The 20,477-nt window shown below is 45.2% G+C and carries 5 protein-coding genes; 4 read left to right on the top strand and 1 reads right to left on the bottom strand.

Annotated features, from left to right (window positions below; all coding sequences use genetic code 11):
• Window positions 1-180: 180 nt before the first annotated feature.
• Window positions 181-1,569: a tyrosine-type recombinase/integrase gene (locus tag HMPREF1534_RS13375; RefSeq protein ID WP_005938262.1), complete on the top strand. Its 1,389-nt coding sequence runs from the start codon at window positions 181-183 to the stop codon at window positions 1,567-1,569.
• 706 nt (window positions 1,570-2,275) lie between these two features.
• Here HMPREF1534_RS13375 and HMPREF1534_RS13380 read toward each other — a convergent pair.
• Complete coding sequence (locus HMPREF1534_RS13380; RefSeq protein WP_005938259.1) at window positions 2,276-2,575, bottom strand: hypothetical protein; 300 nt, start codon at window positions 2,573-2,575, stop codon at window positions 2,276-2,278.
• Window positions 2,576-2,669: 94 nt separating this feature from the next.
• On the opposite strand from HMPREF1534_RS13380, the gene HMPREF1534_RS13385 reads away from it, so the two are divergent.
• From HMPREF1534_RS13385 to HMPREF1534_RS13395, 3 genes are read left to right on the top strand one after another with little or no spacing between them, the layout of a single operon-like run.
• Window positions 2,670-3,149 (top strand): hypothetical protein, encoded by a 480-nt coding sequence (locus HMPREF1534_RS13385; RefSeq protein ID WP_005938256.1) that lies wholly within the window; start codon window positions 2,670-2,672, stop codon window positions 3,147-3,149.
• A gap of 11 nt (window positions 3,150-3,160) precedes the next feature.
• Window positions 3,161-4,240 (top strand): hypothetical protein, encoded by a 1,080-nt coding sequence (locus HMPREF1534_RS13390; RefSeq protein ID WP_005938253.1) that lies wholly within the window; start codon window positions 3,161-3,163, stop codon window positions 4,238-4,240.
• A 10-nt stretch (window positions 4,241-4,250) separates the two neighbouring features.
• Window positions 4,251-20,474, top strand: a complete 16,224-nt coding sequence (locus HMPREF1534_RS13395) for an LPD38 domain-containing protein (protein ID WP_005938250.1) — start codon at window positions 4,251-4,253, stop codon at window positions 20,472-20,474.
• Window positions 20,475-20,477: the final 3 nt, after the last annotated feature.

Here is a 20,477-nt window from a genome sequence, read left to right as displayed (position 1 = left end):
ATGTTAAAACTAAACTATTTTCTTACGGACATTTTTATTTTATCGGCTGAAAAACAGCCGATAAAATTGTCGTAGCGGAAAATAGAATGGTTACCATTTAAAGCGTGTGTTCAAAAAGAACGCAAGGACGGATTTTATCCGGTTTATATCAGAGTTACCCACCATAGGGGGACACAATTCATGAAGACCGACAAGATGGTCACGAAGAAAGAACTTTCCAGAGCGAAAGAAATCGAAGACCCCTACGTGCTTCAGTATTGTGCCGGGCGGATAGTGGAATATAACGAGCGGCTCAACAAAAAAGACATTGAACATTGGACGGTCAAGGAAGTGGTGGATTTTCTTACGAACGGCAATGACGATATTTGTTTTTCGGATTATGCGAGAGTGCATATCGACAGAATGATTGACCGTGGGCAGGAAAGGAATGCTAAGAACTACAAGCTTGCCCTACAACATCTGGAACGGTTCATCGGAACCAACCAAGTGATGTTCGCTCAGTTGACCTCTACGCAGGTGAACAAATGGATAAAGTCGCTTGAACAGACGCATAGGGCAAAGGAAATGTATCCAATCTGTATGCGTCAGGTATTTAAAGCCGCCATGTTGGAGTACAACGATTACGATAACGGTATAATCCGTATCAAAGTCAACCCATGGGTGAAAGTGGAAATACCAACGGCTGATCGTGCGGAGAAGCTTGCCATTACCCCCGAAGCATGTCGGGAGTTCTTTTCATTCCCTCTGCCGGAAAGTAAGATGAAATATCCACAGACGGAGTTCGGGCGTGATGTTGCTATGATGGTGCTTTGCCTTGCAGGAATCAACACGATTGATCTGTACAATCTAAGAAAGCAGGATTACCGGAACGGAATTATCCACTACCAACGGGCCAAAACGAAGAAGTTCCGTGCGGATGGTGCGTATATGGAAATGCGGGTGCCAGCAATCATCCAGCCGCTATTTGAAAAGTACATGAACACGGCAAAAGATGATGAGCGTTTGTTCAATTTCTATCAGCGCATGACTACATCGGACAGTTTTTGCGCCAATGTCAACAGTGGGATAAGGCAATTATGCAAGGCTATGGGAATGCCAAAGGAAGAGTGGTATTCGGCTTACACGTTCCGGCATACATGGGGAACAGTAGCTCAGAATGATGTACGTGCCTCTATCTCGGAAGTGGCGTTTGGCATGAACCATAGCAATGGACACAACGTAACACGAGGGTATATCAAGATTGACTTCTCCCCTGCTTGGGAACTGAACGAGAAAGTAATTGATTTCATTTTCTTCTCCGGTAAGGCTTCTGTACGTGAGCAGAAACAGGAGGATGTGCATTTCCGCTTGTCATACCGCTATATGGTGAATGCGGCTGCATACCACAACGGGCAAAAGGTGGCGGAACTGACCGATGTAGGCTTCAACAATGTGGACGAGGTGATTGCCCGGCTCGTAACTATGCTGCCGGATGATATTCCGAACCGTTCAATGGTGATGTTCAAAATCGTCAACCTCGACAAAGACCAGACGGTGGTGTACCAACGGCAGAAAGGGAAAGGATTCTGATTTTTTTTGTGACTTCACGAAATGATATAAGCCTGCAAGGTATTTTTCTTTGTAGGCTTTCTTTTTTATTCAATTTTTATTCTTGCCCTAAAATCGAAAATTTCTTCACGTGCGCACGCACGCGCGGTAGATGTAGTAGTAGATATATATATTTATTTTATGGTATATCTTCCGAAGAAATGGGATATAATTGTACATTTATTGCTATTTCTTCCGAAGAAATACCCTTTTCTTCCGAAGAAATGTACATTTATGGCTGTTTCCTCCGAAGAAATACCCCTTTTCTGTACAATTATGGTTATTTCTTCCGAAGAAATAAATGTAATATCTTCTGAAATTATGTCAAAAAATAGCTCATTTCAGCCATTTCAGAAGATTTTTGAGGTGCTTTTGAGCTGATTTTCGCATAAAAAATTCAATCTGTACAAGAATGTACATTTATGCGTGTTTTTTCCGAAGAAATACCCCTTTTCTGTACAATTAAGGCAATATCTTCCGAAGAAATCCGAAGAAATGGGGTATAATTGTACATTTATTGCTATTTCTTCCGAAGAAATGCCCTTTTCTTCCGAAGAAATTTTACGGTCCAGACATGAAAAAAGCGACATTCTCTCGAACATCGCTTCAAAGCAAATCAGTAAAATCGTCCCCTTTTCGGGTTGGGGTTCCCTTGACATGAAGACAATCTAAAGTAGAGGGTAATAGATTATTCTTCCTCGTCTTCTTCTCCGGCAAGTTTGACAAGCTTGTCCTCAATGGTGAGTTTGACCTCGCCATCGTCTATGCTGATATTCTTAGGCATGATGATTTTAATGAACTCTGTCGACACTTTCACCCTGTCTTTGGGGTCAAGTTCCATGAAGTCCTGCATTATTAGTGGCGTCACATCTCCTTCGGGTATAGTGTTGTGCGCTTCAAGCCATTTCTCAATCATCCCTTTTGCCAGTGCCGTTATTTTGTTGGGCGTACCTTTTTGCCGCCCTCCGGTCTTTTTTCCTATTGCCATAATGATTTGTATGTAAAAAGATAAAATGATGATGCGAAGATAACGGCTTACTTTCGCACGCAAGGTATAACTTTTAATAATCAAATAAAGTCTTATGGGTTTAATAGGAAGTGCCATAGGTGCTGCAGGCAGCATTTTCGGTGGGATCAAGGCATCCAAGGCCATGAAGAAAGCAAAACGTAATGTTGAGGCTCAACGGCAAAAGAATCAGGACTGGTACGACAGGCGGTACAACGAGGATGCCACTCAGCGGGCTGATGCACAACGCATCCTTACGCAAACTGAAGAGAGTATAAAACAACGTAACAAAGCCGCTGCCGGTAGTGCAGCCGTCATGGGCGGTACTGATGAAAGTGTGGCAGCGGCTAAAGAAGCGAACAACAAGGCTCTTGCCGATGCAACATCACAGATTGCCGCTGATGCAGAAGCACGTAAGGACAATATCGAAGCCACTTATATGCAAAACGACAATGCTTTCGTGGAACAGCTTAACGCCATTGAGCAAGGCAAGGCCAATGCCATATCGGGAGCTGTACAAGGAGTAACTAACGCGGTAAGTCAAATGCCTTTCTAAACTATTTCAATATGGCAACAATGGATGATATTTTAGGAAACGGAGGTGGTACGCCTCCGCCCAAAGGCTCTAAGGAATGGCACGAACAGCAGCAAGACGCTCCTTCCGTATCATCCCCGGCAAAGGGTACACAGAAATGGACGGAACAACAAGCAACTGCGGCTCCTGCCGTTACCGGCTCCCAATCTGAAACGGTCGCTGCACCTCCGGCCAAACAAGCCGATGTGAACGGTGGCAGTCTCTCATACGCTGAATTGTACAAAAAACTCAATCCCTATAAACCGCCAACGGACGAGGAACTTGCTAAAGAAAAGAAGAAGCAGAAACGTGAACAGATATTCGCAGCCATTGGTGATGGTATATCGGCACTCTCGAACTTGTTCTTCACCACGCAGTACGCTCCAAATATGTATACCGGTAAGAATACCATGTCAGAACGTACCAAAGTGAGATATGACAAGCTGATGAAAGAACGTGAAGGCAAGGAGAAAGAATATTATGAGGGGCTGATGAGGGCAAAAATCGCTGATGAAGAAAGGGATGACCGTGAACGTAAGTGGCAAAGGCAGCTTGGTCTTGACGATTATAACCGCATACGGAACGATGCCAAAGAGGAACGCGACAGGCAGATGTTTGAATTGAATCTCCAACTGCAAGGCAATAAAATATCCGCATCCGAAGCTGAAGCCAAACGCAAAGGAATTGAAGCAAAATATGCAGAAGAACTTGAAAAGGCAAGGCTTGAAACCGAAAAGGCTAAAGCTGGTGCTTCAAAGGCTTCCGCTTCCGCATCCAATGCCAGAGCAGAATATTACAACCGAGGTGGTGGCAGTGGAAAGGCCGGAGAATATCCGTGGTATGACAGCGATGGTAACAAGCATTTTGCACACTCGTATGAAGCCATGCGTCAGAACGCCATAGACAATGGAACATGGAACGAAGAAACTCAGGCTTCGACCACCGAGGTCAAAAGTGGAAGAGGGAAAACCGTCAAGACATCTGAAACGACAAAGCCCGGTAAAGGACATTCTTCTAAGCCACAGAAAAAAAGTCCAACGGCCGATAATAAAAAGAAAAGTCCAACATCATAAATAAAATACTATGCCTGAAGAAAAGGATAAGATAAAAAAACTGTATGATACGTTTGTTTCTGATGGTTACGACATGGAGAGCGAAGAAGATTTTCGCAAGAACCTGTTAGATTCAACCAAACGTAAAGCGGCTTACGACGCTCTTGTAAAAGATGGTTATGATATGGAGCCGTTTGAAGAATTTGAAAGCAATATAGGGTTTGGAAAGGAACGAACCTCATCGCAACAATCGGGAAACAGTGCTTCCGGAACGGTTGAAGAACCCATTTCACCTGCTAATGAACAGACATGGCAACCTACAGAAAAGGAGAAAGTAGCGATGTTGACCGAAACCGACCGTATTATGAACGATGTGAAATCCCATACACAAACATTCAACGAACGCATAGACAATATGCAGGAATATGGGATAAATCCCGGCTTGCAGACCAAAGAGGGAAAGATGATATTCAATCCTGAAAGTGGAAAGTTGGAGAAAACGTTCCTCACTCCTGCCGGAAATCGTTATTACAGCAAGTCATTGGCTGACATGGAAAGCTTTCAGTACCGCCAAGCTGCCGATATGTCCATAGGCGGACAGTTGCGCAAGGCAAACCTCCGGTTGCAGGAGTTGAAAGCCAAGCAAGAGGAAAGAGCATCAGAAGTACACAAGGAATGGGCAGAAGAGACAGAAAACAACAAAGCCCCTCTCGCTGCCATACTGGGAGCTGCCACTTATACGCCCCGCCAACAATCTGACAAGGAAAACCGTGCGTTATCCGTAGCCATTCGTGAAACAGAGGAACTGATTAAGAACCTTGAAGAACAGAAAGACCGTGAAAACGGTGTAGATGTAGGCTTTTGGCGTGGTTTCGGTCGCACTATGGGTGATGTGCGCACGTGGGATTTCGGTATGGGTGATATGCGTGACGCATTTACGATGATGAATGCCGATGAACTGAAAAAAGAAAATGCCACAGAGGGTGAACGTGAAGCGCATGATGCAATGATGGGCGCAATCCATGAGAAGCAACAAGCAGAGGAAAGATACAGCGGAAATGCAGATTTTTGGAACAGAGCAGGTGTAATGACAGGCTATATGCCGTCCTTCATGCTGGATTTCGTATTGACAGGTGGAGGATTTAACGGATTGTCCTCTTTCTCCAAAGGAAGTACCAAACTTGCAACAAAGGTTATAAGCAAAGAAACGGCTGAAAAAATGGCTCAGCAGGGTTTCAAGTCCTATATCAAAGAAAATGGAGCCAAAGGTTTGGGACGGTATGCAACCGACTGGACCATCAAAGCACTCGGTACAACTGCAGATGATTTGCTTGTACGCGCTCCACTTATGGCCAATACAGTACAGGCAGGGAAAACTACTGCTGACATTATTGACCGTAAACTGGGTGATGTGGTTGTTGATGAGAACGGCAACTATGATTTTTCCAACGACAAGACTTGGGGGGATGCCATTTGGCAAAGTGAAGCCAATGCCATCATTGAGAATTATTCGGAAATGTTCGGTGCACATCTTGATCCGGTCTTTACTCTTGGGAATATGAGCAAACTCGCCAATGTTGTAGGTGCAAAACGTATCGGTGCAGTGCTTTCAAAGGCTGACGCAAGTGCGTTGAACGGTATCATGGGACAAACTCATCAGATGTTCAACAAAATGGGTGTGAGTGATTATGTCGGTGAGGTTTCGGAAGAATACTATGGACAACTGTGGCGCACCATGCTCAATCTTGATGATGCCTATCAACAGAATCCGGACGGTACACGTACCAATTTGTTTGCCAGTGGCCAATTTCATGGTGACATTTGGGGAGGCATGGCACTCTCTATGGGATTGATGGGCGCAGGAAAACATACTTTGTCTGCTGCAAATTATACTTCCATGAAGCATGGTGTAAATAAAGCGGACGCAAAAGTGAATGAATTACTCGGCAAAGAGGTATGGGAGCCATTAAAGGCGACGCTTGACCTTACTACCAATGAGAATATCGGTGAAGTTGCGGAACTTATTGCCGGTGATAAAGATTTTACCATCAATGAGAAAGCTGCCGTTCTGGATTATATGGAACGCTCGTTGAATTTGCGAGGATTTAACCTTGCTTCTATGGCTCAATCACGTGGCGGCAACCGAAACGAAAGTGTACAACAAGCAAATGACAGTTATCTCGACGGGTATAATATCATTTCTTCGCAGGAGATGAACGATGCAAAGAACATGTATGAGTATCAGCGTGCAAGGGTTGCAGACCTCGTGGATGAGAGCATGTTTGCAATGATTGAAGAAAATCCAATTGCCGCATTAGAGTTTGTGAATGGCAACGAACAATGGAATGATGAAGATAAGGTTTCCGTAATCGATTATATTAATGCCAAGCAGGTGTATAACGGCATGATACAACGTGTACGTGATGATATAGACGGTCGTATCGAGCAGAGCAACTCAATGATAGATGTACGTGTGAACCATAATACCGGCATGATACAGGGGGCAACCATGAAGCAGGATGAGCGGAAGGTGTATGTAATCAGCGGCAAGCTTGTACCGTATGACGATGGTAGCGGTGTGAGCGTAACTGATTCGGACAACAGCATCATCATTCGCGATTCGGAAACCGGCGCACTTGAACAAGTATCACCTGATGCAGTATTGTCTCTTGATGAATCGCAAGACCCTAACGAGCAAAAAGAATTGGCAGAACAAGCCATTGTGGAGCAGTTCGCACGTGAAGCGGCTGATAAGATCGACGGTAAGGTTACATTCAATCCGGGTGATGCCTATACTATTACCGGACAGGATGGTTCACAGATGCAAGTACAGGTTATAGCCAACGAGGACGGTATTGTGGATAATGGGGACGGCACAGTTAACGTATCGGACGGCGTGAATATCTTCCCGTTGGCAAAAGAAACCATACAGCAACAGGCTGATGCGGCAAATTTGGCACGTGTGGCGCAGTTCGAGCAGCAGAGAACCATTGAGAATGCCGAACGGAAACAGGAAATGCAAGAGGCTGAAAGACCACAATACGCCCTCAATGACATTGTTTCGCTTACCGATGAGAACGGCGTTACCGTCCGTGGCAATATCACAGCGGATGCTGATGCGGACGGCAAGTATGAGGTATTTACCGAAGCCCCTATCAACGGCAAGCGTGTGAACCTGTTTACCCGTGATGAACTTGACAATATGTTGTTGGAGCATAACGGAGTAGCGTTTGAACGCCCTGCCGAAAATGAGAGCAACAATGGTGCGGAAAATATTCCCGAAAATGATAACAATGCCCCTCAAAATATTCCTGCCATGCAGAGAATACCAAAGGATGAGCAGGGAAATCCACTATATGAGCAGGCCGACAGCGACACAGCTTGGGATGCCATTGTGGAGCAGACTGAGGGTGATGAGGATATGGCACAGACCGTAGCCGATGGAATGGTTGCCGACAAGGAAGAAGCCTTGAAGAAGTTGGAGAAAGCCAAATCGAAAGGTGGCAACTCCATTGCCGAAAAGATTGCTTCCGAGAAAGAACGCAAAGCGGCGATTGATGCAGCCAAACAGGATTTGCTCGCTTGGCAGAAGATAGCCGGTACTGCCAACCGTAGAAGAATGGCAGCGGATGCGGAACGCAAACGAATGGCTGATGAAGCTGCCGCCCTACGCAAAGCGGAAGAAGAAAAGCTGCGTGCAGAGCGTGAGGAAGCCGAACGCGTCGAGCGTGAAGCCCTTAACGGAGTTCCCGACATGGTGGATGATACACCGCAGGATGCCCGCGCAAGGGGGTACAGACGTGTGAACGGCCATAAGATTGACAGGCAAGAACCATTGCAGACCGTACAAGGTAAAGAGGTGAACGTGAAGTTCAGCAATGATGTGCTGGCTCCCGGTCATGTGGCCGTGATTGACGCATCGTTGTTGCAACCGAGCCATATCCAAGGTGTGCGTAATCCTCTGCATTTTATTGATGAAGCGCAACCCAAGGAACGAAATGACGAAGCGAGCGTATTGTCTGCACGGAAAATCGCCGGGAACATTCGTCCGGAAGAAATCACATCGAGTATTACCGCTTACACCGGTGCGCCGACCGTAAACGAACGTGGTGAAGTTATACAGGGAAACAACCGCAGTGATGCCTTGCGTCTGATGTGGGAAAGCCATCCGGAACAGGCCGAAGCATATAGGCAATACCTGAAAGACCATGCGGAAGAGTTTGGTTTGCGTGCTGAAGATATTGCTGCCCTACAAAGTCCGGTGCTGGTAAATATGCTTCATGTGGACGATGCTACGGCTATTCCTCTGGGACAATACGTAGCACAGGACACCGAAAGCGGAGGTGTGGAACGAATCAAACCGAAAAATGCCTTACAGCGTATGGGAATCGAAGTACGTTCGTTTGCCAACCTGTTACTCAGAGCCTCGGACGATGAAGTGTCGTTTGCCGGGCTTGTGGATGCCAACGGTGCAAGTGTCCTAAAATGGATGAGCCAAAGAGGTTTCATCAGTCCCACACAATACAAGAGTGCGTTTGACAGCAAGGGTAACTTGACTCCCGAATCCAAGAATGATTTGCGTGGTATCATGTATCAAAGCATTTTCAAGGACGGTAGTACACGGTTGGAGGAAATGTTCAACGTATTGCCGGTAAAAGCACAAAAGGCTATTCTTGCCACTGCTTTTCGTGATTATGATAGTCCGAACAGTGAACGAATGGTAGATGAGATACAGAATTCCGTTCGTGCTTACTATGCTTTGTCCCAAGATAAAATGTTTGCAGAGGCAAAGAACTTCAAGGAAGCACGTACTGCCGTAGAAAGTTGGAAACGCCAGTATCAAATGGATGATGTCACTGGGGAAAGTTATCTCCCTGCTGATAATTTCAGTAACTTTGTCCTGCATTTGGCCGCAATGTATAAAGGTGAAAGCCAAAGCTTCATTCAAAATACATTCGGCAAGATTTATGACCTTATACAAGGCACACAGGAAGAAACTCTGTTCGAACAACCGGACAATACCCCTCGGACGCTCGTACAGGCTATTAAAGAAGCATTAAATTTAGATTACAATGGACAACAACGAAGCAATGTATTGGTTGGCGATACTGCAACAAGCCAACGAGGGCAGCAAGGAAGCAATGGAACTCTTGCGCCAAGAGAACGAGTTGAGAACGGAAATGGGACAACTGATGATACAGGAAGAACTGAAAGCATTGGTGGACAAAGCGAAATAGAATCTTCTTTATCACAAGAAGAAATGCTGTCTTCTGATGATACTGACAATCAACTTAGTGCAAAAATAGCAAGACGTATTGAAGTTCAAGAAGATGATTGGATTGAAAGCGGAAAGTATGGCGATACTTATAAACAGACAATTATTGTTGATGGTACTCATAAAGTTATAAAAGTTGATGCACCTGATACGAAAGGTAATTATATAGGTAGCGCTTATGAGTATGACGGTCAAACATTCGGAGACTTATTGGATGTTCTTAATTATATTGATGCATCTTTGTCTTTAGCCAATGCTGTTGCAGTGGCAGAGAAAGAAACCGATACTACTCCTACGGAGAAACAGAAAGAAGCTGGCAATTATAAGAAAGGTCATGTGCAGGTTGGTACATTCAATATCACCATTGAGAACCCGAAAGGATCCGTTCGTAGTGGAATAGACACAGAGGGCAACAAGTGGGAAACGATCATGCAGAACACCTACGGCTACATTCGTGGCACGGAGGGCGTGGATGGAGACCACATAGACGTGTTCCTCTCTGACGATATTGACGGGTGGAACGGACGCAGGGTGTTCGTGGTGGACCAGTATAATGAGGACGGCAGCTTTGATGAGCATAAGGTAATGCTTGGTTTCAATGAGACTGACGATGCCGAGGCAGCTTACTTCGCGAATTATGACAGCGACTGGGCAAATAATCACAAGACAGTGGTAACTGCCGTAAACTTGGAGGATTTCGAGAAGTGGATAGATAGTAGCCACCGTAAGACTAAAGCGTTTGCTGAATACAAATCAGTCAAAAGTGTTGAGGAACAGAGTTCAAGTACACAAGTCGACAGACTTTCTGAAATCAAATCACGCATTGAAGAACTGCACAAGGAACAAGAAGCCGCACATGGTCAGAGTGATATATTTGAGGAAGCCCGCATTATTTCCGAAATAAACGACCTCTTTACTGAACAGCGGAAATTGGAACAAAACAATTCCAATGAAGAAACGACAACACCGACTGATGCTGCATACACCATTACTCAGGCACAATATACCACCAAAAGGGGTAAGGTGTTGGATATGCACCTTGTGAAGTTCAATAATAAATTAAGAGATACTGTTCGGAAGCACACCACAATGTTTGCCAAACAACTGAAAGGCTGGTGGGACAAGGAAAAGCAAGGCTTCATGATGCGGAGCAAGGAAGATGCTGAACGCTTGGCAGAATATGCAACCGATGCACAATCACAACCACCTTTGTCTTTGTCTGATTTGTCAGAAGTAAATGACGGCAATGTGCAGTTTTCAGAACCTCAACAACAGAAAGCCACGAAGCAGGAGGAAAAGCAGGAATATACTCCTATATGGCAATACTCTGTTTTTGTTGATAAAGAAACAGGGGAAACTACATTAAGTCGTGATGATGTGAGCGGTCCCATACCTATTGGTGATGCACGTTTTCGTCAGACAACCAACAGCCCAGAGGAAATGTTAGACATTCTTCGCAATCCTCAGAACGGTATGCAAGAAGTTTTGGATGCAGTTGGCATTTCGCTCGAAAATAAAATTAAGACCCGAGAACTTGATCGCAAGGCAAAGGATGAAATTCGTGACAAAAGGACAGATTTCGTTGTTGACAAGGAAATGGATAACAGATATTCTGTTCGTACTTTGATGAAGATGATTGATGCGGAAAAACAGGCTGTGATGGATTTAGGAGAGAAGCGTGGTGGAGACGTTTATCATGAAGGAAATATTATTTTCCTGACTAAAGATAGTGCAGATAAGTTTGCTAATGAAGTCCGAACTCTTATCAACGATATGCGGAGTGAGCAACAACAAGACAATTCGCAGAAAAAGACTGAAGCGAGTGGTAACCGTCTTGTTACTGATGAGCGTTATGCAGAACTTCGTGAGCGTATGCGTAAGAAGTTGCTCGGTCAAATGAATATAGGTATAGACCCTGAGATTCTTGCCATTGGAACAGAGATGGCTGTTTACCATTTGGAGAAAGGTTCACGTAAGTTTGCCGAGTATGCAACGGCCATGATTGCAGACTTGGGCGATGCCATACGCCCTTACCTTAAAGCATTTTACAATGGTGCGAGAGATTTGCCGGAGGTGGCAGAGAACGGACTGGATGCAGACATGACTCCATACGATGAGGTACAACAATTCGATGTGGCGAATTTCGATAAGAAAAGTATTGATGCGCTTGCTACCGCCGAAACCGTAACAAGAGAGACCGAGGTGGAGCAAGAGGCAGAGATTGCACAGGAACGTATCAAAAAAAGTCGCCCTGCACGTAAGAAGAATGAGAAAAAAGCAGTAAATTCACGGAATCAAACAGGTGGGTTATTTGGTGATTTACTTACTGAAAATGACAAGGCTGATGCAGAACTGCATCGCCAATTTGCAATGACAGTAAAGGCTGATATGCTTGCGGCTCTTGACAATGGGACAAAGCCATACAGAAGCATTTTAGACCTACGCAAGCGTGCAAGTGAGTTGGGAATGGAAGTAGATAATGATGGAAGAACTGATATTTTGTTGCAGGAACTTGTTGAGGACGGATTGGTCAGAGCTGCACGTGAGGTTATTGAACGTAAAGGAAGTGCTAGCAGAGAATCATACGATTTAATCTGCAAACTTTATGAAATGCAACCAACCATTTCGGCACGAAGCAGCAACCGTATAAAGATGCAGCAGTACTCCACGCCTCTTCCTATGGCTTGGATTGCCGGCCGATTTGCAATGGCTGACAAAGCAGACGGAAGCGTGTTAGAACCAACTGCGGGTAATGGGATGTTAGTTTTCACTATTCCAGTCGGACAGGTTCATGTAAATGAACTTGACAAAACACGACTGGACAACCTACGTGAACAGGGATTTGCACAAGTAACACAGCAGGATGCGACAGAGCCATTCGATGGCGATGTGCGTTATGATGTTGTTATCGCCAATCCCCCATTCGGAAAGCGTGAGGCAGTTGAGTATGATGGAAAGAAGATACCGGGACTTGACCCGCAAATAACATTGAACGCTCTTTCAAGCATGAAAGATGACGGCAGAGCCGCTATCATCATCGGTGGAAATATGGAGTATGCGAACAATGGTGCTATAAAGAGCATGAAACCATTTTTCACCTACTTATATGACCACTATAACGTGAAAGGCGTTATTGACATGGGCGGTGGACTGTATGCGAAGCAAGGTACAACATTCCCCACTCGTATGATACTGATAGATGGCCGCAGAACCAATGAGGAACGGGCGCAGACTGCCGTATACCCTCCTGTGGAGAACAAAGCAATCCGCAAGGCTGAAAGTTTTGACGACCTGTACGAGATTATTAACGAAGTATTGAATTTTAATGAAAAGACAAATGGAACAGAAGTATTACGTAGCCAAGGAGGGCGACATCTGTCTGTCGCTGACAACGCATCCGGGGAAACTGACGGAGCAGGACATAATAGACAATCTGAGGCGGATGATGAGAGTGGAAGCCAAACAGAACGGAGAGGAAGAACCGGATTGGAGGGAAACTCTGAGAGCGGCCAACGACCTGTATTGGGAAAACGTGGACAGAATGATACAGTTGGCGAGACCGGGAGAGGAACTGATACCATTGGAAAGCCTTCAACTGACGGAAGAGGACTTGAACAACGAACTGTGGGAAATGAGCCTCAGCCAGTGGATGGAGTGGACGTTCAACGAATCGGACTGGGATTAAAAGGAAAACCCAAGAAAAGAGATTTGACTGAAGAAAAACTTCCTTATCGTCCTCATAATACAGCATTCAGACTTGAAAGCGTTGCCCCCGCAGCTATGGTCGAGGCAATGGATAAAGTGCTTTCTCAAATTGAAGCACAGCACGGCAGCATAGACGAATTTGTCAAGACAGAACTCGGATATGATACCATTGCTGAAACGTATCAAGCACTTGCCGCCGAGCAGATGGACAGTGTCGCTATGGCAATCTATCAGATGAAACAGGAACAAGCCCTTATTATAGGCGACCAAACTGGTGTTGGTAAGGGGCGCCAAATGGCAGCACTTATTCGTTGGGCAGTGCAACGAGGTGAGAAACCTGTATTCATCACACAGAAAGCAGACTTGTTCTCCGATATTTACCGAGACTTGGTAGATGTTGGAAGTGGAGACCTCGTGCCGTTTATATTCAACTCTGACGGTGCTATGGTTGATAGCAAAGGTAATACAGTACACAAACCTCTATCTTCCGCAGAAATGGCAAAAGTCTTTGCATCGGGAGCATTGCCCGAAGAATATGACTTCGCTGTACTCACCTATTCGCAGGTAAACACTGGCGATGCTGTCAGTCAGCAAGAAATGGAGGAAGCTGCCAAAAAGAGTGGCGCACGCACCAAGAAAAGCAAGAACGTGAAGAATGGCAAGGCTACCCCGAAAGCCACATTCTTACGTGTCATTGCAAAGGATAACTATCTGTTCCTTGATGAAAGTCATACGGCGGCAGGTTCGAGCAATACAGGTGCCTATCTGCAAAGTATTCTTCGTGGAGCGAAAGCCGCCACATTTGCAAGTGCTACGTTCGCAAAGCGTCCCGACACAATGCCTTTGTATGCAATTCGTACAGCGATGAGCCAAGCAAAGGTTGATCCGGATAAGATGATTAGTATCATTGAGAAAGGCGGTGTAACTCTGCAAGAAATTATGAGTCGTGAATTGACTAATGCAGGGCAAATGGTACGCAGAGAGCGAGATATGAGCGATGTTGTTACCGATTGGAAAACAATCACTGACCCCGAAACTGTTAGACGTGCAAGAGAGAATTACGACCGTACCATAGCAGCATTCAATGCCATTATCAAATTCCAAGAGGACTACGTAAAGCCGATGATTGAAGCATTGGATATGGAACTTGCTGTTATGGCAGAGAGCGCAGGTGTGAAGCGAGGCACAGATAAAATGGGCGTTGAGAACGTGCCATTTGCAAGCAAGACCTACAACTACACCAAGCAGCTTATGCTTGCCCTCAAAGTCAATGCTATTGCAGATGAAGTGGAAGCCGAAATCAATGCAGGTCGCCACCCTGTTATTGCGTTGGAAAGCACAATGGAGAGCAGTATTAAGGACTATGCCGCAGGAGAAATCATTGATGAGCCAACATTCAGTGCAAGCCTACTGAAAGGACTTGACACCGTTATGCAGTACACCGTCAAAGATGAGGACGGTAACGAACGCCACGAGCGATATTCTCCACAGGCATTAGGTCCGGCAGGAGAAAAAGCATATTATGAGTTGCAGGATTTCATTCGTGAAAGCACAAGCGATATCTTTATCAGTCCACTTGATGCCATTATCGAGCGTCTGAACAAGAAAGGATACAAAGTAGGTGAATTGACAGGACGTAATATGTATGTTGAGCGCAACGATGACGGACGTGTCGTTGTCAAGCGTAGAACTGACAAAGACAAAAAGAAAATGCAGAGAGAGTTCAACAGTGGTGTTCTTGATGTCCTCATCCTCAACAAGTCTGCATCAACAGGTATCAGTTTGCACGCTTCAGAGAAATTCAGCGACCAACGTCAGCGTTCTATGATTATAGCACAGCCGCTGAGCGATATTAACGACTATATGCAGATGATAGGACGTATAGACCGTACAGGACAGGTGCATAGAGGTTATTACATCAACCTCGGTTTGCCTGTACCCGCCGAGAACCGTTTCCTGATGATGCTTTCCACCAAACTGAAATCGTTGAACGCTAATACCACGACCTCACAGGATAGTGAAAGTAATGATGTGGAAGCACCGGATTTACTCAACAAGTATGGTAGTCAAGTTGTTGTTGAGTATCTTCGTGATAATGTAGATATATACGAGAAAATGGGTACTCCTTTGAAAAAGGGAGGACTCGGAGGTGGTCGTGTGCAGGCAAGCGAACTTGAAGATTACAAACCGCAAGAAGATGATGCACGCAAGATTACAGGTTATGTCGCTCTATTGGCAACAAAAGAGCAGGAGGAGTTTTACGATGATGTCGTAAGGCGTTATAACGAATTGATTAAATATCTCAATGATACCGGCAGTAACGACTTAAAGATTACTGTAATGCCACTCCGCGCAACGACTATCGAGAAACGCATATCTTCTGAGGGCATAGACCCTGATGGAAACAATCCATTTGCTCGCAATTCATTTGTTGAAAAGGTGGAAATGGATGTGTTGAGAAAGCCGATGAAAGCGGATGAGATACGCAAGGTAATAGAACAGATAAACAAGGGTGTTGAGCCGAATACCTATCTTGACAATGTTATTGAAACTATCCGCAAGGAGGACGAAGTTAGAATTGCTGCAGAAGATGAACGCTACGAGAAATCAAAGGCAAAAGCCATTGACGACATAGCCAAGCAGACAGAAAAAATCAATGGTCAGAAGAAACGCAGCGATGAAGAAAAGCGTGTTGCCATAGATAACTTTATCGCAGAGACCAATGAAAAGGTAGAGGCAAAGCATAAGGACAACATCTTGCGACTCAACACGAACAGCGACCAGATGATGCGCCGCTTGAGAATGTTTGAAGTTGGCAAGTCTTATCTTGTGCCCGATAACCTTGAGTCAATGATTTTCGACTTTGCTACTTCTGCTATCTTCTGTGGCTACAAAACAAAGGATAGCAAGATTACAGCCTCAACAACACTTGCGGTATTTGCTACCCTTGACGGTCGCAGACGTATTGAAATTAAACTTTCACAGATTGATGCGTTGCGAAGCATTGACAAGGTAACCAATGATAATTGGGATGCTGCACGTGCCACCACACTTGATAATTGGGATAGTCAGATACCAAGTGAGACACGAAAGACAGGTTTCATTATGACAGGTAATATCTTGCAGGCTATAGCCGATACACAAGATGAATACGGAGGCTATCCTGGACAACTCATTAGTTATACAGACATTGACGGTAATGTTCACGATGGTATCTTAATGCCCGACAAATGGAATGCTTCTATGCTGAAAACGAGCGGTGCTCCATTGAGCAGTCGTTTACAACAGATAAAAGACTATACTCCTATAACAAGCCACGATGGAAAGGTCGAGATTATGGGTAACAGTTGGGCAAAGATGTTCTACCTCACTGTTCCAAAGACAAAGAAAGACGGTGCGGTTTACTACGAGAACAAAACCTTGCTTCGTGCCGCAGGTGGAAACTTCTACCCTTACCGAGGAAAGTTGCGTGCGGATATTCCCGAGGAGCGCATAATAGAAGTTGTCAAGGAACTTGCCAAATTAGGCGTAAAAGTAAAGGATGACACAACTGATATTCTCCAACGTAACGGCATTGGTGCATATAACGATGATGAAGTCAGTTATGAGAATGACCCAGTGGCAAAGCTGCTCGGTCAGTCAAGGAGAACGGCAAAGCAGCGGAGGGAATTTGCACGGCGTGAACGCCAAAGAATGGCAGAACGTGTGGAAAGCCTTGCAGAGAAACTGCATCTTGACAATGTGGAGGTTGTTACTGATGCTTCCGTCTTGGATGGAAAGAAGCAGCGTGCAAAAGGCTTCTACTCGAAGAGTACAGGGAAGATAACCATTGTTATTCCCAACCATACAAGTACGTTTGATGTTGAACAGACACTGCTGCATGAGGCTGTGGCGCACTATGGTTTGCGCCAGTTGTTCGGAGAACATTTTGATACATTCCTTGATAATGTATTCAACAATGCCGATGAGAACATACGCAGACGCATTGTAGATATGGCTGCAAAAAACGGTTGGGATTTCCATAAGGCTACCGAAGAATATCTTGCTTCGCTTGCAGAAGAAACTGAATTTGAGAACATCAACGCAAGTTGGTGGCAACAGATAAAGGATTTCTTCCTGAATATGCTTCATAAGATAGGCTTTGAGGATTTTAGAGGGGTTACTCTATCGGACAACGAACTTCGCTACATCTTGTGGCGCAGTTACGAGAACCTTGCGGAACCGGGCAGATACAGAAACATATTGGGAGAAGCCGCTGATGTGGCAAAGCAGTATGAACTGAAAGTCGGAAATTATGCGGTTTCCGACCCACATCATCAGACTGTTGCAGAAAGTGATGATGCACTATACCGTACCGGTGACCCGGAAATACATGAAAGGGAGTTGGCTCGTGACCGTTATGAAAGGCGTGTAAAAAGCGGTATGTTCCAATCACAGGAAGCATTACAGGACAGTATGCTCGGCTTGAAAGAAGCCATGACTGCAATCCTTGGCAAGGAAACAAACATTGAGGATGTGGACGGATTTGAAAACGCATACTTGGGAGAAAACCGTCTGTCAAGTGTGAACAAAGCCGAGGCCGATGCATTTGCCCACACCCTGTTCAAGCCCATGCTTGATGAGGTTGCCAAACTTGCCAGGACTGAGGCAGAGCGTGAGGAATTGACTGATTACATGATGGCGAAACACGGTCTTGAACGCAATACATATATGCGTAATGAAGCAATCAATAACGGAGCAACCGATGCAGACCAAACCGACTATGCCGGACTTACAGCCCTTACAGGTATGGATAATGTTACTGATGCCGAAACGGAAGCACAGATAATGGTTAACGATTACGAACAGGCACACGACACTACCGACCTTTGGAAAAAAGTCAATGCCGCGAGCAAAGCAATACTTTCAAAGTCATACGAATGTGGCATGATGAGCAAAGCGACCTTTGACAAGATTTCAGATATGTATGATTTTTACATTCCACTACGTGGTTTTGATGAAAAGACCAGTTCTGAAGCATACGCATATCTGACGCACAAGCAAAGTGCATTCAATGCTCCTATCAAGAAAGCGGAAGGACGCAGGTCTAAAGCGGATGACCCGTTTGCCAACCTGCAATCAATGGCAGAAGGTGCTATCATGCAGGGCAACCGGAACAAATTGGTAAAACAGCGTTTCCTTAATTTCGCCCTCAACCATTCGAGCGACCTTGTCAGTGTGAGCGACATTTGGGTAGAATACGATACGGTGGCCGACGAATGGAAGCCAGTGTTTCCTGACAACATAGACAGTACAGATACTCCCGAAGTAGTAGAACGGAAGATGCTGGACTTTGAAACTAAAATGGAGTCATTGGCGCAGCAATATCCTGACCGGTACAAGCACGGCAAGGATACCGTGAATATTCCTTACCGTATTGTGGAAAGCCAGGATATGAGGCAGCACCAAATTGTAGTGAAACGTGGCGGCAGGGACTATGTGATTACCATTAACGGCAATCCCCGCGCAGCACAGGCACTGAACGGACAGACAAATCCCGACAATGATATGTCGGGGGCAATCGGAGCTATTCTCCGTGCAGGAGAAAATATCAACCGACAGTTGAGTGCGTTCTATACCACACGTAACCCAGACTTCATTGTATCGAACTTCATGCGAGATATGCTATACACCAATACCATGACTTGGATAAGGGAAAGCCCGAACTACGCACTGCGTTTTCATCGGAATTATATGTATGCCAACCCTGTAAGAATAAAGCAACTCTTGGCTAAGCACCGCAAAGGGACACTTGATATGAGTAACAAGACGGAAGCGATGTTTCATCAGTTCATGATGAACGGAGGAGAAACAGGCTATGCCAATATCCGGGACATTGAACAACATAAGAACGACATACGCAGGGAACTGAAAAAATCGAACGGCAAGATTCCTGTAAAAAAAGCATGGGACTTGTTAGGCGAACGTTTCGATGAGTACAACCGAGCCGTTGAGAACTGCGCCCGTTTTGCCGCTTTCATGACATCACGCGAAATGGGCAGGAGCATTGACAGAGCCATCTATGATGCAAAGGAGATAAGTGTAAACTTCAACAAGAAAGGCAGCGGAGCAAAATTCTATGACAGTACAGGGCAGACAAAGGCTGGTAATGCCAGTGCATTGGTATCGGGACTTGGTCGTAGCGGCTATGTGTTTTGGAATGCAGCCATTCAAGGTACGGCAAACTTTGGACGACAGATGAAACGCCATCCTGCCAAAGCTTTTACAGGTATTGCGGCGATGTTCCTTCTTGGTGCCATTGTTGCCTACTTGGGTGGCGATGATGATGACGATGATGACAAGAACGCATACTATAATCTTCCCGAATATGTAAGGCGCAGCAATATTCTTTTCAGGGCAGGAAACAGTTGGGTATCAATTCCTCTTCCGGTAGAATACAGGGCTGTTTACGGCATGGGCGAACTGATGATTTCCGTTCTTAACGGAAAGGAACATCTTACAGGCGAAGAAATTGCCGAAGCCATAACAGGACAGGCTACACAGATATTACCTATTGATTTCTTGGAGGGCGGCGGAGGATTGAATGCCTTTGTACCGAGTGCCTACAAACCCTTGTGGGAAGCCTACGTTGCAGAAAAGAGTTGGACGGGTATGCCACTTTATAAAGACACACCTTACAACAAAGATATGCCCGAATGGACAAAGGCGTATAAGAGCGCCAATAAATACATTGTCGGATTGGCCAATGCCATGAATGAAGCTACGGGCGGAGACCCATATACAAAAGGAACGATTGACTTTAATCCGGCAAAAATTGAATATATGCTGAACGGTTATTTCGGTGGCGTGTTCGGAACAATCGACAAATTGAGCAAGACCGCAGAAACCATTACAGACAACCGAGAGTACGACCCTCGCAGCTTCTTGTTGGTAAACAGACTGGTCAAAGCCGGGGACGAACGCACCGAGTACAGGGCTGTGAACAATGAGTATTTCCGATTGAAAGAGGAGCATGACCGATTGAAATCCAGATTAAAACACTATGAGGAAGATACCGACAACGACATATTTGACTATGCGGAAAAGATTGATTTCCTTTACAATTCACCCGAATACGAGCGGTATGAAATTTTTGAGGATTATCGTAGGGATATTGACGACCTCTATAATGAACTGAATGACACAGTTGATGATGAGGAACGTAAGAATATTGAGGCTGAATTGAATGAACTCAAAAAGGAAATGATAGAAGAAATGAACAAAACCCGTAAATAGTTA

Source organism: Phocaeicola massiliensis B84634 = Timone 84634 = DSM 17679 = JCM 13223, assembly GCF_000382445.1.
Lineage (GTDB): Bacteria > Bacteroidota > Bacteroidia > Bacteroidales > Bacteroidaceae > Phocaeicola > Phocaeicola massiliensis.
Note: the sequence above shows the minus strand (reverse complement) of the source record. Positions and strands in the feature narration are given on the sequence as shown.